Origin of the sequence: Pseudoalteromonas sp. NGC95 (genome assembly GCF_015864705.1) — a bacterium.
GTDB classification, from domain to species: Bacteria; Pseudomonadota; Gammaproteobacteria; order Enterobacterales; family Alteromonadaceae; genus Pseudoalteromonas; species Pseudoalteromonas arctica.
Genome location: NZ_JADYWR010000003.1, coordinates 1 through 23083, shown reverse-complemented (window position 1 = coordinate 23083; position 23083 = coordinate 1). Strand labels below are relative to the sequence as shown.

Here is a 23083-nt window from a genome sequence, read left to right as displayed (position 1 = left end):
ATTAAAGGCGCCAATGCAATTGGCGTCTTCAGCCAATATTTTGCGGTAGCTATGGCTGTATTTATATTTATTAAAGAAACGATTACCTAATAATATTTGATAATGATTCAACCATATACCTGTTTATCATATTGTAATAATCCTCTACTATCCGCACATAGCTATATTGATAAGCCTTACGTTACGTAGATATATCGATTGTATAAAGTAAGTAGAGTGATTTAAAAGCACGATATTATTTTTGTAATAAATTTTTAAAAGGGTTTGTTTTTACTAAAACTGACTCAACATAGTAAATACTGGTAAAACACCTACTCAATGGAAAAACTAATGACTCACCCTATTATTAATGACTTAAAAAAGCGCTACACAGCAAAACGTTATGATGCAACGAAACGTGTATCTCAAGACGATTTAGCCGTTATTTACGAAGCTATGCGCCTGTCTCCTTCATCTATTAACTCGCAGCCTTGGAAATTCATCGTAATTGAATCAGATGAGGCTAAAGAGCGTATGCATAGTACATTTGCTAATAAATTTGCGTTTAACCAGCCACACATTAAAACAGCTTCGCATATAATATTATTTGCTCACAACCCTAAATATACCCGCGATGATTACGCACAAATCATTGATGCAGATATTAAAAATGGTCGTACTAAAGCAGAAAATCGCGAACAAGCTTTTGGTGCTTACGCGTTTGTTGATATGAATACTGATGAGCAAGGCAATAATGAAGAGTGGACTAAAGCACAAACTTACATTGCACTGGGTAACACTATGCATGCAGCTGCACGCTTAGGTGTTGACTCTACTCCAATGGAAGGCGTAGATGCCGAGCTGATTGGCGAAGTTTTTGAAAAAGAACTTGATGGTTACGTGTGCGACGTAGCATTAGTACTTGGCTATCACGATAGCGCAGAAGACTATAATGCTAAATTACCTAAATCTCGCTTAGCAAAAGAGCAAGTTATTCAGGTTTTATAAGTAATACGTTATAAACTTAAATGATAATAATATTAAAAAACCACTTATTTAAATAAGTGGTTTTTTGCTTTAAAGCAGTTTAACTTACTTTGCGCTGCGCAGCCTGAATGTATTGCACTAAATCCTCAATAGAAACCACAGTCATATTATGTTTATTAGCATAATCACTCACCTCAGGTAAGCGCGCCATTGAACCATCTGGATTTGTTAGTTCGCATATTACGCCAAATGGTTTTAAGCCGGCAAGCTGCATTAAATCAACGGATGCTTCGGTATGACCACGACGAACTAATACTCCACCCGTTTGTGCTTTTAAACCAAATACATGCCCCGGGCGCGATAAATCACTTGGTTTTGCATTATCGGCTGTCGCTGCTTTTATAGTTGTTACTCTATCAGCAGCAGACACGCCTGTTGTAACGCCATGCTTAGCTTCAATAGTGACTGTATAAGCGGTGTTATTTTGACTGGTGTTGTGGGTTACCATTTGCGGTAAGTCGAGCTGTTTAATGCGCTCCTCCCCCATACACAAGCAAACAATACCGCTGCCTTCGCGGATCATTTCGGCCATTTGAGAAGTCGTTAAATGCTCAGCTGAAAATACAAAGTCGCCTTCATTTTCACGGTTTTCATCATCAACAACAAGTACGCCTTGCCCTTGCTGTAGTGCAGCAATTGCGCTTTGTACGCGGATATGGCTTTCGCCGAATTGAGTAAGTAGAGACTGAATCATCATTATATTCCAAATAAAAAATAATAGATTCAGGACTGTGAAAGGATCAGTAATATATCGCTTTAAATTTAAAACGATCACTACCAAAATAGCTTAAATAAAATAACAAAAAGCACGCAGCAAAAAGCAGCGCACACTGTTATACCAACGGCATTAAATTAGTGACCTATTATAACGCTAGAAAAATAGCTCACTTAACGCGATACAATGATCGTGTCTTTAATAAAATTGATATTAGTATAATAAGCCATATTCTCTTTCATCCGGACTGTAACCGTCGGCTCTGGCATCTCACCAGATCTGCTTGACCTTTACTTAACCTAGTTAAAAAATAAGTTAAATAAAGCGCTCGCGGGCTCGTTTAAGTTATAAATAACATTAAACATACCGCCGGTGGGGAATTTCGCCCCGCCCTGAGAATGTACTTTTATAACTAAAGCGCTATAAAAGCGGGCTTATTATACCCTTTAACTTAATTACTTATCAAAGGTAAGTGAATAAACTTCTAACAAAGCTCGGTATTTAATGAGGCTTTGACTACTTTACCTTCATTTATGTCAGCGGTGATTGTACAAGTAGCGCCGTTTACTAAATTTAAGTTAGGTGGAGCATGACCAATATCGGCATCAACAATCACAGGAAATAAACACCCACCTAGTGCAACATCAAGCGCGTGGCGGTAATCAAAAGAAGCATCTTGACCTTGAGTGATCACGCTGCGACCAATAATAATACCGTTTATATCGTCAAATATACCTGCTAATTTTAATGAAAGTAAAAACCGTGCAACGGTTGTTGGCGTCAGCTCTGAGTTTTCTAGGTATAAAATAAGCCCTTCGGGTGCACTGTGTTTTTTAAATTCATGCAGGTCTAAAAATGGTGAATCGAGTAATAAACCCACGGTATCTAGGCAGCCTCCAAATAAGCGGCCCGACATTTCAATAGTGCGTGCATCAAAGTAATTTAAACACTGCCACTGAGTAACTTCTGTATGTTCAAACAATGCATTTGGGTTTTGTACGTAATCAGGTCTATTTTTTTGATGATGCGATGACGGTGCTTGCTCAAATTTGCTACCTGTTTCATAACTTAGTGTTTCAAATATTTGCAGGCAATAAGGACTTTTTTCGTCAGGATGTAACTGCATAAGATTAGCGCTGTGTAGTGTTGCCCATTGGCACTTTGCTGTGAGTGCGCATGCAATGGTGCTTACATCAGAGAACCCAACTAACCATTTAGGCTTTGCTTCTTTAATTGCATTAAAATCAAGTAGGGGCAGTATTTCCATTGCTAGCTCGCCACCAAATGGAGGCATAATTGCATCTATCTCGTCATCTAATAAAAAACCCATTAACTGCTGAGCGTGCGCTTTGGCGTTAAGCTGTCCAAGCGGTTTGCTTTGACGTAAAAACTCTCCTTCAACAACATCATACCCTCGATGTTTTAATCCATTAATAACAATGTCTAACCGTGCATGGTACTTTTCTTTAAGGCCTGATGAAAGTGAACAAATTGCTATTTTTGATCCTACTTTTAAAGGCGCTGGGTAAAGTATATTAGGCATATATTTTCCTTTTTAGAGAATACGTTAATACCAATTACATTAAATCAGCGAGTTATTTGATGCGCTAAATGCTCATTTTTTTAGTAAATTGATATAAGTACCTACTATACCAACATAGACCATATTTATAGAACATGAATACTGTACAAACGCGCCTACCATTAAAGGTTAAATTACAGACATAAAAAAACCGATGTAATTACATCGGTTTTTATTTAAAAACGTTAAAGTGAGTTATGCGTTAAAGATACTCAACTTCAATGATTTCGAACTCAACAATACCTTTTGGCGTTTGAATAGACACTGCGTCGTCCATTTGTTTACCAATTAAGCCACGTGCAATCGGTGAGTTAACAGATATTAAGTTGTTTTTAATATTTGCTTCGTCATCGCCCACAATACGGTATTTTACTTCAGCATCGGTTTCTATATTTACAATAGTTACCGTAGTACCAAAAATAACTCTACCGGTATTTGGCATTTTAGTTACGTCGATAATTTGAACATTTGAAAGTTTAGCTTCAATTTCTTGAATACGCCCTTCACAAAAACCCTGTTGCTCACGCGCAGCGTGGTATTCAGCGTTTTCTTTTAAGTCACCATGTTCACGTGCAACCGCAATATCACTTACGATTTTAGGACGGGTAACTGTTTTTAATTCGTTAAGCTCTTTACGCAGTAAATCTGCGCCACGAACTGTCATCGGAATTGATTGCATACTTTTCTCACTTAACACCAAGGCCCTAGTTGGCCTTGGCACATTTCCTTAGTTCAATCGCAGATGTAGCTCTTGAACTGACGTCACTTTGCTGCGGTCATCTGCTTTATTAGCAGTACAGTTAGCGAATGCCGCGTTCAAGGTTGTCGTATAGTTGGTTTTATTTTGCAATGCACCACGACGTAACACCTTCGAATCTTCGATCGCTTGGCGACCTTCGGTGGTATTAACGATATAGCTGTACTCTTTATTCTTGATATAATCAAGAATATGCGGGCGGCCTTCATATACTTTGTTTACACGTCGTACTTCAATGCCAGCTTCTTCAAGAGCTTGTGCCGTGCCACCAGTTGCGTCAAGTTCAAAACCTAAGTCGGTCATGATTTTGGCTAATTCAACAATACGTGGCTTATCGCTATTACGAACAGATAATAGCGCGCGACCACCGCGTGGTAAAGTGTTGCTTGCACCTAATTGTGCTTTTGCGAATGCTTCGGCGAAAGTATCACCAACACCCATCACTTCACCTGTTGAACGCATCTCAGGACCACGGATTGGATCCACACCCTGAAACTTAGCAAATGGTAAAACAACTTCTTTAACGCTGTAGTAAGGAGGGATCACTTCTTTAGTAATACCTTGGCTCGCTAAAGACTGCCCAGCCATACAACGTGCAGCTACTTTTGCAAGCGCCACACCGGTTGCTTTTGATACAAACGGTACAGTACGTGCAGCACGCGGGTTAACTTCGATTAAGTACACTTTGTCTTCTTTTACTGCAAACTGTGTATTCATCAAGCCAACAACACCAAGTTCAAGCGCCATGTCGGTTACTTGCTTGCGCATTACGTCTTGCACTTCTTGTGATAAAGAATGTGCTGGTAATGAACAGGCTGAGTCACCCGAGTGAACACCCGCTTGCTCAATGTGCTCCATAATACCGCCGATAATTACTTGCTCGCCGTCACAAATTGCGTCAACGTCAACTTCAATCGCGTTATCTAAGAAACGATCCAGTAATACAGGTGCTTCGTTTGATGCTTGTACAGCTTCGGTCATGTAGCGACGTAAATCATCTTCGTCGTATACAATTTCCATCGCACGACCGCCTAGTACATACGACGGGCGTACTACTAACGGGAAGCCAATTTCAACTGATTTAAGTAAGGCTTCTTCGGTTGAAGTTACTGTTGCATTTTCTGGCTGAAGTAAGTTTAAACGCTCAACAAGTTGTTGGAAGCGTTCGCGGTCTTCTGCACGGTCAATCGCATCAGGTGAAGTACCAATCACTGGTACACCATTCGCTTCAAGCTCACGCGCTAGTTTAAGTGGTGTTTGACCACCGTACTGTACGATAACGCCTTTTGGCTTTTCAACACGTACGATTTCGAGTACGTCTTCAAGCGTAATTGGTTCAAAGTATAACCTGTCAGATGTATCGTAATCGGTAGATACCGTTTCAGGGTTACAGTTAACCATAATTGTTTCGTAACCGTCTTCGCGAAGCGCAAGCGAGGCATGTACACAACAGTAATCAAACTCAATACCTTGACCGATACGGTTTGGACCACCACCAATAACCATGATTTTATCACGATCTGTTGGGTTAGCTTCACACTCTTCATCGTAAGTTGAGTACATGTAAGCAGTGTCTGAGCTAAATTCTGCAGCGCACGTATCAACACGTTTGTATACTGGCACGATGTTTAATAAATGACGTTTTTTACGAATTTCAGCTTCAGATACACCTGCAATTTCTGCTATACGCGGATCTGCAAAGCCTTTGCGTTTAAGTTTACGTAGGAAGTCAGCATTTAAACCCGCCATGCCTACTTTCGCTATTTTTGCTTCGTCTTTTAAAATGTCTTCTATTTGTACTAAGAACCAGCGGTTAACTTTAGTCAGTTCGTAAACATCATCAACGCTCATACCATGGCGCATTGCATCGGCAATGTACCAAATACGCTCAGCGCCTGGCTCGCGTAGTTCACGAATTATTTTTTCTTTTGCTTTAGGATCATCAAGCGCAACTATCGGGTTAAATCCCGTTGCACCCACTTCAAGACCACGTAATGCTTTGTGTAATGATTCTTGTTGGTTACGACCAATTGCCATTACTTCGCCAACTGATTTCATTTGCGTAGTTAAACGGTCGTTTGCACCGGCAAATTTTTCAAAGTTAAAGCGAGGAATTTTTGTAACAACGTAATCGATTGAAGGCTCAAAAGACGCGGGAGTTTTGCCACCAGTAATGTCGTTTTGAAGCTCGTCAAGCGTATAACCTACGGCTAGTTTTGCTGCAATTTTAGCAATTGGGAAACCCGTTGCTTTTGATGCTAATGCAGATGAACGTGATACACGTGGGTTCATCTCAATGATAACCATACGGCCATCTTCAGGATTAATACCAAACTGCACGTTAGATCCGCCAGTTTCTACACCAATTTCACGTAATACTGCCATAGAGGCGTTACGCATAATTTGGTATTCTTTGTCGGTTAGCGTTTGCGCTGGTGCAACGGTGATTGAATCGCCAGTGTGAACACCCATAGGGTCAAAGTTTTCAATGGTACAAACAATAATACAGTTGTCGTTTTTATCACGTACAACTTCTGTTTCGTACTCTTTCCAACCAATCAGTGATTCATCAATTAGTAATTCGTTCGTTGGCGATAAATCTAAGCCTCGTTCACAAATTTCTTCAAACTCTTCTAAATTATACGCCACACCGCCGCCGGTGCCGCCCATAGTAAAAGAAGGCCTGATAATACATGGTAAACCAATGCGCGTTATGATGTCTTTGGCTTCATCCATAGAGTGAGCAATCTCAGCACGAGGACATTCAAGACCAATATTTTTCATTGCTACGTCAAAGCGTTCACGGTTTTCTGCTTTGTCGATTGCATCAGCCGTTGCACCAATTAGTTCAACACCATGTTTAGCCAATACACCGTGCTTGTCTAGTTCAAGCGCACAGTTTAATGCCGTTTGACCACCCATTGTAGGCAGTACTGCATCTGGCTTTTCTTTTTCAATAATTTTTTCTACCACTTCCCAGTGAATTGGTTCGATGTATGTTGCATCGGCCATATCAGGGTCGGTCATGATAGTTGCAGGGTTTGAGTTAACTAATATAACTCTGTAGCCTTCTTCTCTAAGTGCTTTACACGCTTGAGCACCAGAGTAGTCAAATTCACAAGCTTGACCAATTACAATTGGGCCTGCGCCTAAGATAAGAATGCTTTTTATGTCGGTACGTTTTGGCATTATTACTCCAGTTAAATTAGTGTTTACGCGCTTGCATCAAATCGATGAAGTGGTCAAATAATGGGGCTGCATCGTGCGGACCAGGGCTTGCTTCAGGGTGACCCTGGAAGCTAAACGCAGGTTTATCTGTACGATGAATACCTTGAAGCGTTCCGTCAAATAACGATTTGTGCGTGGCACGAAGCGTACTTGGCAGGCTTGACTCTTGAGCTGCAAAACCATGGTTTTGAGCTGTGATCATAACTACATCGCGGTCTAGGTCTTTAACTGGGTGGTTAGCGCCGTGGTGGCCAAATTTCATTTTTTCTGTTTTAGCACCTGAAGCAAGGGCTAATAACTGATGACCTAAACAGATACCAAAAATAGGTGTGTCGGTTTCTAAAAAGGTTTTAATTGCATCAATAGCGTAAGTACATGGCTCAGGATCGCCAGGGCCATTAGATAGGAAGATACCATCAGGGTTTAAAGCCAGTACGTCAGCGGCAGAGGTTTGCGCTGGTACTACTGTAAGTTTACAGCCACGGTCTACAAGCATACGTAAAATATTACGCTTTACACCGAAGTCGTAGGCAACAACATGAAACTTTTCATCAGCAGCATCAAGAGTTTTAAATCCTTCGCCTAATGTCCAGCTTGATTCGCGCCACTCAAAATTTTCCTTGGTTGAGACAACTTTTGCTAAATCCATACCTTTTAAGCCTGGGAAGGCTTGCGCGGCTTGTAGCGCTTTATTTTCGTCTAGCTCGTCGCCAGCAATAATACACCCGTTTTGTGCGCCTTTATCACGCAAAATTCGAGTTAACTTTCTGGTGTCGATGTCCGCAATACCTAAAATATTACGTTCTTTTAAGTAATCATCTAACGATTGCTCGTTACGAAAATTACTTGCTAGCAGTGGCAAATCACGGATCACTAGGCCTTTAGCCCAAATTTGATTCGCTTCTTCGTCTTCGCTGTTGGTACCCGTATTACCGATATGTGGGTACGTCAAAGTTACGATTTGTTCCGCGTATGATGGATCAGTCAAAATTTCTTGATAACCAGTCATAGACGTATTGAATACTACTTCACCGACTGACATGCCGTCAGCGCCGATTGCAGTACCGCGAAACACTGTGCCGTCTTCTAGGACTAACAGAGCGGATTTAGTCAAGTTAAACCTCCTAACAGTAAAAAACGGGAGTAAGCAATTGCTTAACACCCCGCCAATACCCAGAGGGATCGTCAAAACCAGATTTCTGTGAGCTTAAATTGTTTTACGCAGTCTTAAATGATGCAGATGTAAAGCATTCAACCTTCAATCATTTTTTCTTGCCTAAAACTATTTTTATTCCCACTGAAACCCCGGATTTACTAGCCACTTGGGTATAATTGGAAACACGCATTTAGTAATTTTTGGCAAATTGGCTGCATATTACATTAAGTTAGCTTTTAGGTCTAATATTATTTAGTAAATTGTTACAAACAAGTCACTGTAGGCAAAATTAGACCCAAACAGTTAAAAAAGTAACTAAACTACTTCAGATCTAGTACATCTTGCATATCATAAAGTCCTACAGGTTTATTTTTCAACCAGCTTGCAGCCCTTACAGCACCTAGAGCGAATGTCATTCTTGAACTTGCTTTATGGGTTAATTCGAGTCTTTCGCCCATTGTGGCGAAGTATGCGGTGTGTTCACCTACTATATCGCCCCCTCTTAGTACCGAATAACCAATTTCATTTTGCGATTTAGCGGTCTCCACTTGGCTGCGGTCATATACGGCAACCTCGTCGTGGTTCCAGCCTTTAGCCTGTGCAATTGATTCGCCAATGGCTAATGCTGTGCCCGATGGCGCATCGATTTTATGACGATGATGCGCTTCAAATATTTCAATATCTAAATCGTCACCAAATTTGGTCGCTGCGGTTTGCACAAGGTTCAGTAATACGTTGACTCCTACGCTGTAGTTTCGCGCAAATACAATAGGAATATGCTTAGCGGCATCGTGTAAAAGTGCCATATCGTCGCTTGTTAAGCCCGTTGTACCAATAACCATAGGAATTTTTTGTGCTACAGCGGTTTTTAAATGGTTTTTCATACCAGCGGGAAGCGTAAAGTCGATTAAAGCATCTACATTATCTATTGTGGTTTCTTCGCTAAAGCTAACACTGTTATCGGCTGCGCTATTTACTTGATTTACATTAATACCTAATAACGATGAACTGCTACGAACGTATGCACCTGTAAGTTGTGTTTGCTCTTTAATTGTCGCTGCTTCTAATAAAGCTAAGCCCATTCTGCCATTAGCACCAAAAACGCCTATTCGATTTGTAGTCATTGTTTTTACCTAATTTAAATTTGGATCCGTTTTTTACTAATCTGAGTATATATCCGGTGCATTACAAATACGCGCTTGGGCATTTTTATGCAGTTGGACAAATATTAATCGCTGAAAATAGCGTTACTTTGTAGATATTATCTAAAAGTCATGCAATAGTCAGGTGACCTTTTAATTTAATAATAATAACAATACCAGTTTACTTTAGCCATCTATACATTTAAACTTCTCTTTCGCGTCGATTTGGTCTTTGGCTTGCGGGCGCTGCACTCTCCTAATTTTGTTAATGATTAACATAGTAGGTAGATTTGCTAAATTCAGCTAAAAGAGGAGTTTTTGGCTGTTGTAAATTAACTGGTTTCGAGGATTATGATGCAGCCATCATTTAACAAAAATAAAGCAATACTTTCTTTACTACCCCTTTTAACCTTTGTAGCACTATTTTTGGGCTCTGGTTTATATTTACAATCGCAAGGGGTTGACTACGCTTTTTATCAACTTCCTGCTCCAGTGGCTATATTACCCGCCATTATGCTTGCGTTTATTTTAAATAAAGGCACAGTAAACGAGTGTGTAGAAACCTTTATAAAAGGTGCCGGCCACAACAATATTATTACCATGTGTTTAATCTACTTACTTGCAGGTGCGTTTTCTGCTGTTGCCAGTGCAACCGGTGGTGTAGATGCGGTAGTAAATGCAGGCTTATCTCTTATTCCACCTTCGTTATTGCTCCCTGGCTTATTTTTAATTGCAGCCGTTGTATCTACAGCTATGGGCACGTCAATGGGAACGATTGGTGCCATTGGGCCTATTGCTTATGCGGTATCAATTAAAACAGGTATAGATCCAGCATTAATGGCAGGTACGATTGTATCTGGCGCTATGTTTGGCGACAACTTATCAATTATTTCCGACACCACTATTGCAGCTACGCGCACGCAGGGCTGTGAAATGAAAGACAAGTTTAAAGAGAATCTTAAAATTGCAGTCCCTGCTGCAATATTAACAATCGGGTTATTGTTTTATTTAACACCAGTTGCACAAGCAGTCGAAACCAAAGATTACGATATATGGTTAGTACTACCATATGCCTTTATTTTAGTGTTAGCCGTTGCTGGCTTGAACGTATTTGTTGTGTTATTTAGCGGTATTATTTTTGCTGCACTTATGGGCTTTACCGGAAGTTACGAAGGCGCAAGCTTTGTAAAAGATATTTACAAAGGCTTTACCGATATGCAGGAAATATTTTTACTATCAATGTTTATAGGTGGCTTATCTGAATTTATTCGGATTAACGGTGGCCTTGATTACATTGCTCAAAAAATTCAAGCAATAACTAAAATCATCGCAAAATGGCACCGTAAAGTGGCCGATCAATTAGGTATTGCAGCATTGGTTATGACAAGTAATATGTGTATTGCAAATAACACCGTATCTATTATTGTTGCTGGCCCTATTGCTAAAAAACTGGCAGATGATGGTGAAATAAGCGGTAAACGCTCTGCAAGTTTGCTTGATATATTTGCTTGTGTAACGCAAGGTTCACTTCCTTATGGCGCACAAGCCTTATTACTGGGCGCTACTTTTAAAATAAGCCCGTGGGAAGTATCAACCTCGTCATACTACTGCTTTATTTTAGCATTTACTGCCATTGCAGTTATTTGCTTGCGCCGTAATAAAGCGTAATAAATTGAGTCATTACATGTTGCAGCTTATTAAGTAGGCTGCAACATGTGTTAAATTAGCGATCAACAAATCAATCTCTTCTGCTATAATTGCCGCTTCCGCGTGTCACTAAAATTATAGTTATAAACAGTTATGAAATTTAAAAAATTACTCCCTTTTATTACCCTTACTTCTCTCGCTTTATCATCGTCGGCTTTCGCTGCCAATTGGAGCAGTACAGCAGTACATATAAATAATGGCAGCCAAAAAAATCCATTTTCTAAGCAAGAGTCAGACACCACTGTTTACTCGCTTCAACATGCATCGGGCTATGACTACGGCGATAATTTCTTTTTTATTGATTACAGTAAAGACGATATAGATGACGGTTACCAAGATGCTGATTTTTATGGTGAGTGGTACTCAACGGTTAGCTTATCTGCCATCACTGGTAAGCAAATTGGCTCTGGCGCATTATTAGATGTTGGCCTAACGGGCGGTATTAACGTTGCTGGTGATGCAAAAGTAATGAAGTATCTACCAGGTGTAAAATTAAGCTGGGATGTACCTGGGTTTAACTTTTTTCAAACGCTGTTCACAGCCTACATTGACGATAGTGAAGGTGTAGCAAAAGGCGGCGCACCTATCGAAACTAATAGTTGGATGCTTGATGTAGCTTTTGAATATCCTTTCACTATTGGCTCACAAAAGTTTAGCTTTAAAGGCCACGCTGAATACATCGCAGAGCGTGAAGATGAATTTGGTAACGATGTACAAGCTTGGATACTAGCACAGCCTATTTTAGTGTGGGATATGGGTCACGCCCTTCAAATGAAAGAAAACACACTACTGCTGGGAATGGAATTACAATACTGGCACAACAAATTAGGTACTGAAGTCACTGAATCGGTACCACAAATCCATATTGAGTGGACATTTTAAGCTTCAACAATCAGCTCTTTACTCAGTAATAATAAGCGAAGCACTATTTTAGCTTCGCTTTTTTTCGTCCACGTAAAACATTTAATTGAACAGGTTTAAATACTTAGTTATTGTTGTACTTCTTTTTAAGCCAAGCGCTCGCCTTTAATAGGAGTAACTGAATGTCGTCGATTAAAGTTATTTGTTTCTCTACTTTATTAGTACTAACAAACAATGCCTTAGCTGGCCCTTCTCAAGATACATCCGCCCTTTCTTATGATGCACTATTAAGCAATTACGAATACGATTTTAAGGTAAATTACTTTGCACTTGAGTCGCAAAAACAATCATTAAAAATGGCTTATATTTACTTAAAGCCAACTAAAGCCGATATGCCTACAGTTACACTTATGCATGGCAAAAATTTTAACGCCGACTACTGGACTACAACCGCTCAGTATCTGCAATCTTTAGGTTATGGGGTATTAATCCCTGATCAAATTGGTTTTGGCAAGTCATCTAAACCAACGGATTACCAGTATTCGTTTGCGACGCTTGCTCATCATACTCACGCGTTAATAGATTCACTTAATATTAAAGAGTCGATTGTACTTGGGCACTCTATGGGTGGGATGCTAGCGAGTCGTTTTGCATTAATGTATCCAAATACAACTAAAAAGCTAATTTTATTAAACCCTATTGGGCTTGAAAACTACTTGCAGTATGTTGATTACAAAGATACTAATTTTTTCTATAAAAACGAGCTTTCAAAAACACCTGAAGGTGTAAAAAAATATCAACAAAAAAATTACTACGATGGTAAGTGGAATACAACATATTCAGCCTTAACTGACTTTATAACAGGGCAAATACAAGGTCCAGATAAAGAGCAAATGGCATGGGTGAATGCAAAAACATACGATATGATTTTCACTCAACCTGTAATAACCGAATTTAAAGATTTAACTGTGCCAGTTAAATTAATTATTGGTACACGCGATAGAACCGGTCCTGGCCGTAACTGGAAAAAAGAGGATGTTGATTACGAGCTTGGCCGATACGATAAATTAGGCAAACACGCTGCAACACTTATCCCTGACGCACAATTATTCGAACTAGATAACTTAGGGCACCTGCCGCACATTGAAGATTTTGAACGCTTTAAAAATGTATTACAAAAAGCGCTTACAACTAAATAAAGGTGAGTACTGAATACAAAAACCCCTGTAAGTAATTACTCACAGGGGTTTTTATTTAGTAATTAAACTAGATTACAGCTTACATTGTGGGTTTTTACCCTGTGCTTTAGCTGTACTTTGCTCGCTAAGTGCTTTACTCATTTGTGCTTGTAAGTCTTTAATACGACTGCTTGGCGCTGGGTGAGTTGATAAAAACTCAGGTGTTGTACCACTACCTGCTGCACTCATATTTTGCCAAAGGGTTACTGATTCTTGTGGATTAAAGCCTGCTTCAGCCATTAAATCTAAGCCAATTTCATCAGCTTCTGACTCGTGCGAACGGCTAAATGGCAAAACAACACCATACTGTGCGCCTAAGCCTAGACCCTGCATAATTTCATTACGGTATTGAATGTTACCCATTTCAAGTGCTGCACTACCAAGTTGCATACCGGTATCTAAAATAGAGCTTTGTGAAACACGTTCATTAGAATGCTCAGCAATTACGTGCCCTACTTCGTGCCCTAGCACTGTTGCTAGTTGGTCTTGATTGGTGGCTATTTTTAATAAGCCCGTATGCACCCCAATGTAACCACCAGGTAGTGCAAAAGCATTAGCAGATTCATCTTCAAATACAACTACTTCCCAATTTTGCGACGCGTATTCTTTTGGTAATACAGCCACTACTTTTTCAGCAATGCAATTTACATATGCATTTGTTTTTGCATCTTTATTAATTGGTTGGCTTTTTTTCATATCTGCAAAACTAGCAGTGCCCATTTCACTCATTTGTTGATCTGAGTAAAGCGCTATTTGAGTGCGTCCTGTTGGTGACGTTTTACAACCGGCTAAAACGGCTGTCGCTAATACTGCAAGTACTAGTTTTTTCATGATAATTCTCTTAAGTAATGAATTTTTTATTGCTTGTAGAATAGCAAACACAGTATCAATTTAAAATATTTGCTTTATATACCTTTATATTAAAAAGATACGATGAGACGATAAACTTAGCAGGCAAACTAAGTTTATCCAAATACAATGCCCTGTTACACTATAGCCCTTGTTTTTAGTGATTGTTGAGTTTACACATGGACGCCTCAGCCTCGTCTTTTAATACCCGTATTTTATTGCCTTTATTAGCCAGTATCGTGGCGATTACTCCTTTGGCTATTGATATGTATTTGCCCGCCATGCTGGTAATTGCAAGCGATTTACAAACTAATATGCCAAATGTACAAATATCGTTGAGTATTTACTTAGCGGGTTATTCATTGGGGATGTTATTTTTTGGCCCTATTGCCGATCAAATTGGCCGCCGTAAGCTCGCACGTATTGGCTTAACCCTATTTGGCGCAAGCTCACTTGCACTCGCATTTACAACCGAAATCCATGCGTTTTGGACTCTTAGAGCAGTGCAAGCATTTACGGGAGCTGCAGCAACCGTAGTCGTACCGGGTATTATTCGTCATATTTATCAGCAAAATACAGCTAAGGGAATGTCGTATGTGTCGATGATCATGATGGTAGCACCGTTAGTAGCCCCCTCTGTTGGTTCGTTTATTTTAGGATTTTCTGTTTGGTCAACCATATTTTTGGTTCTTGCTGGATATAGCTTTTTAATATTAGCGTTTGTACAAGTGTATTTAATAGATATACCTATTCATAAAAATGAGAAAAAAGGCCTCGCTCTATTTTTTGATAGCTATAAAACTGTACTGAGCAATAAAGACGCACGTGCGGATATACTCAGTTCTATGTTTGTATCGTTTGGATTTTTTTGCTTTTTAACCTCAGTACCTTTTATATATTTGGATTTATATGAAGTATCAGAACAATTATTTGGTGTGTTATTTGCGTTTAATGTAATGGCGCTGATGTTTGGTAACTTTTTAAATACGCGAATTGTACCAAGGCTGGGCTCTCGAAAAATGCTCTATATTGGGCTTGTATGTGGGTTTGTATCGGGGCTTGCGCTGTTAACATTTAGCTTATTGCACTTATCACTTTATTATATTGTGGCTGCTATTGCGCCATTAATGATGAGTTTAGGTGTCACTGCAAGTAATGCTGATTCGCTAATATTAATGAAGTTTGAAAGAAACACAGGTACAGCAACGGCCGTAATTGGCACACTTCGTTTTGGTAGTGGTGCATTAGTTGGCCCGCTACTCGCCATTATGCACGCAAAAAGCGCAGTGCCATTTTCAAGTTTAATGTTTAGTGCTGTATTACTCACTATGCTCGTACAGCTAATTCACTATAAAAAAGACAAAAAAAATGCCTCAATATGAGGCATTTTTATCAAAGCTAATAACCTTAAATTAATTAAGCGTCAGCAGCTTTAGAAACCATAACCATTGCAGGGCGTAATAAACGACCATTCAATGTGTAACCTTTTTGCATAACAGCAAGTACTGTATTAGGTGTTACATCGTTACTTGGTTGAATTGACATTGCTTGATGAAAATCTGGATTAAACTGCTCACCTTGTGGGTTTACAATTTCAACACCAAATTTAGAAACAGCGTCATTAAAGCTCTTAACCGTCATATCGATACCTTCAAGCAACGGCTTTAGTGTGTCATTTTCTTTATCAGAAAATTCAATAGCACGCTCAAGGTTATCAATTACAGGTAGTAATTCGTTAGCAAATTTTTCTAGTGCAAATTTATGCGCTTTTTCTACATCTTGTGCTGCACGACGACGAATATTATCAACGTCAGCTGCAGCGCGAACAACACCGTCTTTTTGATCAGCAATTGTTTGCTTTGCAGCTTCAAGCTCTGCATATAACATCGCAATTTCTGCTTCAGGGCTTTGTTCTTGTTCTGCATGTTGATCAGCGGCTTCTACTGCTGCTTCTACATCAGCCTGCATTTTAGAAATTTCTTCGTTTAATTCTACTTCTTGCTCAGGGTTTTGTGTCTGCTCAGACATAAAATACGTGCTCCAATTCTTTACAACTGCGGTAATTATGGGGATTGAATAAAAAGATTCAAGAGTTAGATGCCTCAATTAATTTAAATTCTTGAATTATTTCTTCAATCTGCGCTGATTTAGGACAAATTATACAAAAACGGCTTTGATATTCTTGATTTTTAAAGTACGGCACGCTTATTACAATTAATTCATCGCACTCAGTAAAAGGTAATTTTTCGCTATTAAGTACCGATACACCATTTTTAAAAGCAAGCTTATCTTCTACATAATTTAAAAACGAAACACCAATATTTAAACTTTGTTCGCAGTCTATTTGTTTGTAGAGGTAATTTTCACCAACAACAATACTATTATCTGAGCCTAATTTTTGGCTTAGTTGTCGCGTCCATTGATTAAGCGAATCATGACAATTTCGAGGCGCTGTATTTGCCATAGCTTGCATACGATACAAACCTTCCATTAAGGTTTGTTGGCTAAATACAGTGTTCAACCACGTGGCAAATTGATAACGAACAGAGTCTGACGAATCATGAGGTTTATCAATACAAATATTGTGACTCTGCCCTGCCCTATCTATTAATAAAATAAGCCAGTCGGTAGAATCAAAATCAAGCACTTCTACTCTAAACACTTGCTGTGAACTGGCTTGAGGTAAACCAACACAACAACATACTTGATATTTTTGGCTCAAACCATGCGCTAGCTCAACGAGTTGTGACTGCTGTGGTTGCCAATAATTAGCAATATCAGCAAGCACAAAAAATTCGTCAAACCAATAATCAAACCCTTCATTTGTCGGCACTCGCCCTGCGGATGTATGAGGTGAATACAATAAGCCCACTTTTTCTAAGCGAGCCATAGCATTACGAACCGTAGCCGAACACACTGCCATGCCTTTAAGCTTGGCAATTTTTGTTGATGGAACAGGCAAGCCTTCACCATTACAGTACATGTTCATAACAGCTGAAAAAATTTGCTGATCTCGTGGGTTTAGTTTCATGGTATCTACATCTTGTTGCATGAAAGAGATATCGGGGCGTTTAGTTCTTTTTCAAGTCGTGCAGCTAACTCACTGCGAATAAAATTGAAGGTTTATAATATTGCTATAATCTGTATTTTCAAACACTTCTGTTTTGAGTTACTCTACTATTATTAAATCTCTTTGTGCGTACATTATGGACTCTCCTTTTAACACCATAGGCCTAATTGGCAAACCTAATCACCCGGGAGCCGCTGCTACCCTTCAGCGTTTACATACCTTTTTACTTGCGCTTGGCTTTGAGGTAATAGTAGAAAAACGCACAGGGAGTCAGTTAGACGATATTCCGCATGACAAACTTGTTAAGTTAGTCGACTTAGGTGAACAAGCCGATTTAGCCATTGTTGTAGGCGGTGACGGTAACATGCTTGGCGCAGCTCGCGTACTTGCGCGCTTTAACATTGCTGTAATTGGTGTAAATAGAGGCAACCTTGGTTTTTTAACTGATTTAAACCCCGAAGGGTTTGAAGCGAGCTTAGAGCAAGTACTCAGTGGTGAGTATCTTGAAGAAAAACGTTTTTTATTAGAAGTAGAAGTATATCGCCACAACGAATTAAAAAGTGCAAACTCAGCCGTTAACGAAGCGGTACTTCATGCCGATAAAGTAGCGCACATGATTGAATTTGAAGCTTTTATAAATAATGACTTTGTGTTTTCTCAGCGCTCCGATGGTTTAATAGTATCAACCCCGACAGGCTCTACGGCGTATTCACTTTCAGGTGGCGGTCCAATATTAACGCCAGAACTAAATGCTATATCGTTAGTACCTATGTTTCCTCATACCTTATCTAGCAGACCTTTAGTGGTAGATGCCGATAATGAAGTTCGTTTAAAGCTAAGCCTAGAAAATACAGATAGCCTACAGGTAAGCTGCGACAGCCACGTAGTGCTAGCCGTATTACCCGGCGATGAGGTAGTAATTAAAAAAGCCGATAAACAATTGCGCTTAATTCATCCAAAAAATTACTCTTACTACAACGTTTTACGTACAAAACTGAATTGGGGTAGTCGTTTGTACTAATTTTATTGCCAAATTTAGTACTATAAAGCAAAATGGCGACTTAAAATAATAATCAACTAATTTAGGAACGAGTAGCAATGACTTATGTAGTATTCTTTGCTTTACTGCTATTAATTACACTTTTATACAGTTACCTCAAAATTGAGAGTAACCGTAAAAAAGCGATAGAAGCTAGAAAAAAGCTATTTAATGAACGTGTTTCGCATGTAAATACGCGCCTTAAAGCAAAGCTTAATGATCTACTTGATGCTAAAATAATTCGCCCAAAATACGTTCCTCGCATTCAAGCTATTGTAAATAATTTTTTTGTTGTTCAATCACATACAGACGAGAACTTGCAACAGCTTGAAGATACCGCCGACCTACTAATTAATACGTTGTCCAACGAGTTAATTAAAACCAATCAAACAAATATAATTCAACCATTGATCGATAATGTACAGTACTTTGTATCTGAGTTGCCCCAGCAAGGAATTTTGTACAATAAGAGTTTTTATATTAATACATTACCCCCCCTCATTGCTCTGCTTAAAATCGAAGAGAGTATACAACCTACTGATATTGTTGATGATCAAATTGATGCATCTTCCCAAACTTCCGATACACAGTTTACTCAAGATGTAAGTGTTGCTTAAATAATAAAAAATTAATTTGCAAAAAACCAAAACACTGTATAAATTAACAGTTAATTGACTGGATGGATAAACAGTATGTTAATTGGTTTAGAAGTTAAAAATTTTGCAATCGTAAGTAATTTAAGCACCGAATGGCGCAGCGGTATGACTGCGATCACAGGTGAGACAGGTGCTGGTAAATCTATTGCTATTGATGCCCTATCGCTATGCTTAGGTGAGCGCGCTGAAGCATCAGCAGTTCGCCCAAGCTCTGATAAAGCAGAAGTATGTGCACAATTTGACTTAACAGATCTACCGCTTGCTCAAGCATTTTTAGAGCAACATATGCTAAGCACTTCTGACAACGAGTGCTTATTACGTCGTGTTGTTTGTAAAAATGGCCGTAGTAAAAGCTATATTAATGGTAGTGCAGTTACCGCATCACAATTAAAAGAACTTGGTCAATATTTAATATCTATTCATGGACAACATGCCCACCAATATTTATTAAAAGCTGAGCATCAGTTACAGCTTTTAGATGCCTATGCAGGGCATCACCACTTAGTAAACTCAGTAAATAAAAACTATAAACAGTTTGCTAACTTACAAAAAGAATTTAAACACTTAGAACAACAACAGCAGCAACAAGCAGCGCAAAAACAATTGTTAGAGTATCAAGTTGCTGAGCTTGATGAATTTGCATTACAAGAAAATGAGTTTGATTTAATTGAGGCTGAGCATTACAAACTAAGCAATAGCCAAACAATATTAGAATCGTGCCAACGTGAGTTACAACACTTATATGAAAGTGATGAGCAAAACGCTTGCTCATTACTACAGCACAGCGCTCAACAATTTACCGAACTGGCTCAATATGACGAAAGTTTAGCAAGCGTAGCTGCTATGCTTAGCGAAGCCGCTGTACAAGTTGAAGAAGCAAGCCGCGAAGTGCGCAATTACACTGAGCAAGCAGATTTAGACCCGGCACGCTTAGTTGAAGTAGAAAATAGGCTAAGTGGATCGATGGATTTAGCGCGTAAGCATCATATAAAACCACAGCAGTTAGTTGAGTTTCATCAATCGATTGCTCAAGAACTTGAGTCAATAAGTAATAATAGTAATCGTCTGGAGCAGCTTGAGTCAGAAATAGAAAGCGCGTTACTTAGTTACAAGCAAACTGCTGATGAATTAAGTAAAAGCCGCTGCGAGTATGCTAATACACTTAACACACTAATAAGTGAAAGCATGGCTAATTTATCAATGGAAAACGGTGTTTTTGAAATAGCCTTAACTCAAGAGAGTAATCGTACACCAAACAGCCTAGGCTTTGATAATGTCTCGTTTTTAGTATCAACTAATCCGGGGCAACCACTTCAGCCATTAGCTAAAGTAGCATCAGGTGGTGAGCTTTCTCGTATAAGTCTTGCTATACAGGTAATTATTGCCCAAAAAGTAACAACCCCAACGCTTATTTTTGATGAAGTTGATGTAGGTATTTCTGGCCCAACGGCATCTGCTGTAGGTAAGTTATTACGCCAATTAGGTAAGTCGACTCAAGTAATTTGTGTTACTCATTTACCGCAAGTTGCCAGTAGTGCACATCAGCAATTTTTTGTAGCTAAAGAAATAGCACAAGGCGAAACGTTTACTCATATGCTGCCTTTAAATAAAGATGGCCGTATTAATGAAATAGCCCGTTTACTTGGCGGCGATAACATAAGCAAAACAGCTAAAGCAAATGCTAAAGAACTAATAATGGCTCATGCCTAATGTGTTAGTAAATAACGTCTTCAAGGATTAAATAATGCACAGTACTTTAGTTGATTTTTGTATAATTTTAAGTTGGTTGTTATTAGTACTAAGCACCTGTTTAATTATATTTAGTAAATATAAACATACTTGTTTTAAACAACGTTTATTTAAGTTTTTAAATAGCTTTTTAGTTTTTCAACTAATCGTTGTGGCCTATTACTTTACTAGCGAAAAAATAAATGGACTAAGTGATTTAGGTGTTAGTTATTGGGTTTTAATTACAATGCAGATTGCGTGTATTGTAATATGCTACATGAGCTTAAAACGCAGAAAGGCTAAAATAAGGCCATCCCTTGATTCGTTTTCAATGGATTAAAGTAAATAAACATTTAAAAAGAGCACGTTCTGTTTTTACCTTGCTCTTTTGCTTTATAAAGTAGTTCATCAGCATGCTTAATATCTAGGTCAATTGAGCGCTCAGCGTTTGCAGCTGTGATGCCAATACTTAGCGTTATATTTACACTATCTGAAAATAAGCTTACAGCTGAAGCTTTAAGGGCATTATGGATTTTTTCTGCAACGAGCTCACCCTCATCAACGGTTACATTTGGAATCACAATTAAAAACTCCTCACCGCCCCAACGTGAAGCAATCGCATTTTGCGGAATATTATTTTCAAACGTTTTTGCTAAATGGATAAGAGCTTCATCGCCAAAATCATGGCCGAATTGATCATTAATTTTTTTAAAATTATCTACATCAGCTAATAATATTACAAACGGGATATTATTATTTTTAAGCTCATTTTTAAAAGCTATAAGCTTATTCATAGTGAAACGGCGGTTTGGCAGATTAGTGAGTGGATCTATAGTTGCTAAAAATTCATTTTTTTTGCTTAAAGCAATTAATTTACTGCTGTATTTTTCTCTTGAAAATTCGTAATAACCACTCAGCGATGCAACAATTATAAAAGCGAGTATGATTCTGACTGGAAACTGTTCAGGATTGTAGTCATATATATTAAATGTATCAGCGCAATAGAAACCGAGAACAATCGCCGATAAAAATAAAACAATATCAAACGTCCCTCGTTTAAGCCCTCGAATTGAATAAGTAACAGGAGACACTATAAATATCCATATAGGCCCTGTACCTTCTGCTCCTCCTGTAAGTACAAGATAAAACATCAGTGCATACAGGTTATATAAAATTACAGTTGCAGACTTCTCTACACCTCTACCTATATTAAACGCAGATAAGTAAACAAACGAAGAAACAACCAAAGTAAATGCTAATAAATAGCTGTTGTTAATAAATGCCAAGCTAGCCATCGAAAACGTTGCTATAAACCCTATTGAGGAAAAGAACCGAACAATGAGCTTCCTTTCTAAATTGTTTGAATATTCGTACATAATTTCTATTTATTTATTAATGTATAAAAGCAAACTTATAGATATAAAGTAAGCAAACCGTAAACAGCGTGCAATAATGAACCTACTTTATATTTAAATCAACTATTAAGATTCGTTACTTGGGGTTGATAAAAGTGTATATTTTAGTCATTATTTACCTTTATCAGGGATGAACACGGTTATGGCAATGTAGGATTCCATGATGCTAATACGCTTTATTAAAAGTAATAAAGCACAGGATAAAACAATAACATTAAGGATCAAAAAATGAATAAGTTCGCTCTTATTGTTCCCGCACTAATAGTACTGAGTGGCTGTAAAAGTAATGATATAACTCGCGCAGTTAAAGACGGTATTAACGGTGCAGTAAATGGTGTATCTAGCTCTAGCAACCAGTCAATTAGTTCCTCAAATCAAAGTACTTATACAACGACGCAAACAAAAGTTTTAGCGTATAAAGCAACAAAAGAATCTAGAGATTTTGGTCAGATCATGTTAGTAAGTACAGCTGAAAATCCAAAAAAGCAAACTCGAGTTGCTATAAATAAATGTTTGCATCCTCGTGTTGGTGAAGTGAAATGTAAAGCTTATATGTACGAGATTAGCCCCCAAGGCTGGTTAATAGATGCCCAAAGTAATCGTATTTGGCTCGAAACAAGAACAACCCACTATGACAAGGTAGTTCCTTCTGGTAGTTACTATATGAAGGTAAGAACGGAAGGCGTTGCTAAAGAAAGCTATGCAACAGGTAATATTAATATAGTCCCGTTTGTCACTAATTACGTTGACATTACATTCGAATAAAACAAATAAAAAAGCAAGCCTCTTGGCTTTAATGCCGTTCACTTAAGGTGAACGGCTTTTTTATTTCTAGCGTACCGCTGTGGTCTTGGGTTGACTGAACGAGGAAAACTTCGCCCCCTTCGTGGCTCTAGAATGAGGCTTTCTGCCAT

The 23083-nt window shown here is 38.7% G+C and carries 19 protein-coding genes and 1 riboswitch; of the genes, 9 read left to right on the top strand and 10 right to left on the bottom strand.

Annotated features, from left to right (window positions below):
* The first annotated feature begins 330 nt into the window (after nucleotides 1-330).
* Nucleotides 331-987, top strand: a complete 657-nt coding sequence (locus tag I6E70_RS03985) for a nitroreductase family protein (RefSeq protein WP_197188065.1) — start codon at nucleotides 331-333, stop codon at nucleotides 985-987.
* Between the two features lie 79 nt (nucleotides 988-1066).
* Here the strand turns inward: I6E70_RS03985 and ribB are convergent, their stop codons facing one another.
* The 6 genes from ribB to dapB all read right to left on the bottom strand — a co-directional run bounded on the left by ribB (nucleotide 1067) and on the right by dapB (nucleotide 9588).
* A complete protein-coding gene (gene ribB / locus I6E70_RS03980) occupies nucleotides 1067-1720 on the bottom strand; it encodes a 3,4-dihydroxy-2-butanone-4-phosphate synthase (RefSeq protein ID WP_197188177.1) in 654 nt (217 codons plus the stop codon).
* 247 nt (nucleotides 1721-1967) lie between these two features.
* Nucleotides 1968-2145: riboswitch (FMN riboswitch) on the bottom strand.
* 80 nt (nucleotides 2146-2225) lie between these two features.
* Nucleotides 2226-3284 (bottom strand): S66 family peptidase, encoded by a 1059-nt coding sequence (locus I6E70_RS03975; protein ID WP_197188064.1) that lies wholly within the window; start codon nucleotides 3282-3284, stop codon nucleotides 2226-2228.
* Between the two features lie 241 nt (nucleotides 3285-3525).
* The gene (gene greA / locus I6E70_RS03970; RefSeq protein WP_010553419.1) at nucleotides 3526-4002 is read right to left on the bottom strand and encodes a transcription elongation factor GreA; all 477 of its coding nucleotides are present in this window, start codon (nucleotides 4000-4002) and stop codon (nucleotides 3526-3528) included.
* Nucleotides 4003-4050: 48 nt separating this feature from the next.
* Nucleotides 4051-7269 carry a carbamoyl-phosphate synthase large subunit gene (gene carB / locus I6E70_RS03965; RefSeq protein WP_121955296.1) on the bottom strand — a complete coding sequence of 1073 codons (3219 nt, stop codon included), beginning with the start codon at nucleotides 7267-7269 and terminating at the stop codon, nucleotides 4051-4053.
* Between the two features lie 16 nt (nucleotides 7270-7285).
* Nucleotides 7286-8422, bottom strand: coding sequence for a glutamine-hydrolyzing carbamoyl-phosphate synthase small subunit (gene carA, locus I6E70_RS03960; protein WP_007375827.1), 1137 nt, complete (start codon nucleotides 8420-8422; stop codon nucleotides 7286-7288).
* 362 nt (nucleotides 8423-8784) lie between these two features.
* Complete coding sequence (gene dapB / locus I6E70_RS03955) at nucleotides 8785-9588, bottom strand: 4-hydroxy-tetrahydrodipicolinate reductase (RefSeq protein WP_197188063.1); 804 nt, start codon at nucleotides 9586-9588, stop codon at nucleotides 8785-8787.
* A gap of 372 nt (nucleotides 9589-9960) precedes the next feature.
* On the opposite strand from dapB, the gene I6E70_RS03950 reads away from it, so the two are divergent.
* From I6E70_RS03950 to I6E70_RS03940, 3 genes are all read left to right on the top strand, one after another.
* Complete coding sequence (locus I6E70_RS03950; RefSeq protein WP_197188062.1) at nucleotides 9961-11274, top strand: Na+/H+ antiporter NhaC family protein; 1314 nt, start codon at nucleotides 9961-9963, stop codon at nucleotides 11272-11274.
* Between the two features lie 132 nt (nucleotides 11275-11406).
* Nucleotides 11407-12195 carry a hypothetical protein gene (locus tag I6E70_RS03945; protein ID WP_010553415.1) on the top strand — a complete coding sequence of 263 codons (789 nt, stop codon included), beginning with the start codon at nucleotides 11407-11409 and terminating at the stop codon, nucleotides 12193-12195.
* A gap of 161 nt (nucleotides 12196-12356) precedes the next feature.
* Nucleotides 12357-13373, top strand: a complete 1017-nt coding sequence (locus I6E70_RS03940; protein ID WP_197188061.1) for an alpha/beta fold hydrolase — start codon at nucleotides 12357-12359, stop codon at nucleotides 13371-13373.
* Nucleotides 13374-13445: 72 nt separating this feature from the next.
* On the opposite strand, the gene I6E70_RS03935 is transcribed toward I6E70_RS03940, so the two are convergent.
* Nucleotides 13446-14243 (bottom strand): M48 family metallopeptidase, encoded by a 798-nt coding sequence (locus I6E70_RS03935; RefSeq protein ID WP_197173854.1) that lies wholly within the window; start codon nucleotides 14241-14243, stop codon nucleotides 13446-13448.
* 197 nt (nucleotides 14244-14440) lie between these two features.
* On the opposite strand from I6E70_RS03935, the gene I6E70_RS03930 reads away from it, so the two are divergent.
* A complete protein-coding gene (locus I6E70_RS03930; RefSeq protein ID WP_010553412.1) occupies nucleotides 14441-15643 on the top strand; it encodes a Bcr/CflA family efflux MFS transporter in 1203 nt (400 codons plus the stop codon).
* Between the two features lie 34 nt (nucleotides 15644-15677).
* On the opposite strand, the gene grpE is transcribed toward I6E70_RS03930, so the two are convergent.
* Both grpE and I6E70_RS03920 read right to left on the bottom strand, forming a co-directional pair.
* Entirely contained in the window at nucleotides 15678-16289 is a 612-nt protein-coding gene (grpE, locus tag I6E70_RS03925) for a nucleotide exchange factor GrpE (protein ID WP_197188060.1), read from the bottom strand.
* Nucleotides 16290-16347: 58 nt separating this feature from the next.
* A complete protein-coding gene (locus I6E70_RS03920) occupies nucleotides 16348-17313 on the bottom strand; it encodes an HrcA family transcriptional regulator (RefSeq protein ID WP_024590838.1) in 966 nt (321 codons plus the stop codon).
* A gap of 154 nt (nucleotides 17314-17467) precedes the next feature.
* Between I6E70_RS03920 and nadK the strand changes: the two genes are divergently transcribed.
* The 3 genes from nadK to recN all read left to right on the top strand — a co-directional run bounded on the left by nadK (nucleotide 17468) and on the right by recN (nucleotide 20736).
* Nucleotides 17468-18352, top strand: a complete 885-nt coding sequence (gene nadK / locus I6E70_RS03915; RefSeq protein ID WP_004335384.1) for an NAD(+) kinase — start codon at nucleotides 17468-17470, stop codon at nucleotides 18350-18352.
* A 77-nt stretch (nucleotides 18353-18429) separates the two neighbouring features.
* Complete coding sequence (locus tag I6E70_RS03910) at nucleotides 18430-18987, top strand: hypothetical protein (RefSeq protein ID WP_197188059.1); 558 nt, start codon at nucleotides 18430-18432, stop codon at nucleotides 18985-18987.
* A gap of 75 nt (nucleotides 18988-19062) precedes the next feature.
* A complete protein-coding gene (gene recN / locus I6E70_RS03905; RefSeq protein WP_197188058.1) occupies nucleotides 19063-20736 on the top strand; it encodes a DNA repair protein RecN in 1674 nt (557 codons plus the stop codon).
* A 371-nt stretch (nucleotides 20737-21107) separates the two neighbouring features.
* Here the strand turns inward: recN and I6E70_RS03900 are convergent, their stop codons facing one another.
* Nucleotides 21108-22130 carry a GGDEF domain-containing protein gene (locus I6E70_RS03900; RefSeq protein ID WP_331459185.1) on the bottom strand — a complete coding sequence of 341 codons (1023 nt, stop codon included), beginning with the start codon at nucleotides 22128-22130 and terminating at the stop codon, nucleotides 21108-21110.
* A gap of 267 nt (nucleotides 22131-22397) precedes the next feature.
* Between I6E70_RS03900 and I6E70_RS03895 the strand changes: the two genes are divergently transcribed.
* Entirely contained in the window at nucleotides 22398-22934 is a 537-nt protein-coding gene (locus tag I6E70_RS03895; protein WP_197173852.1) for a hypothetical protein, read from the top strand.
* Nucleotides 22935-23083 lie beyond the last annotated feature (149 nt).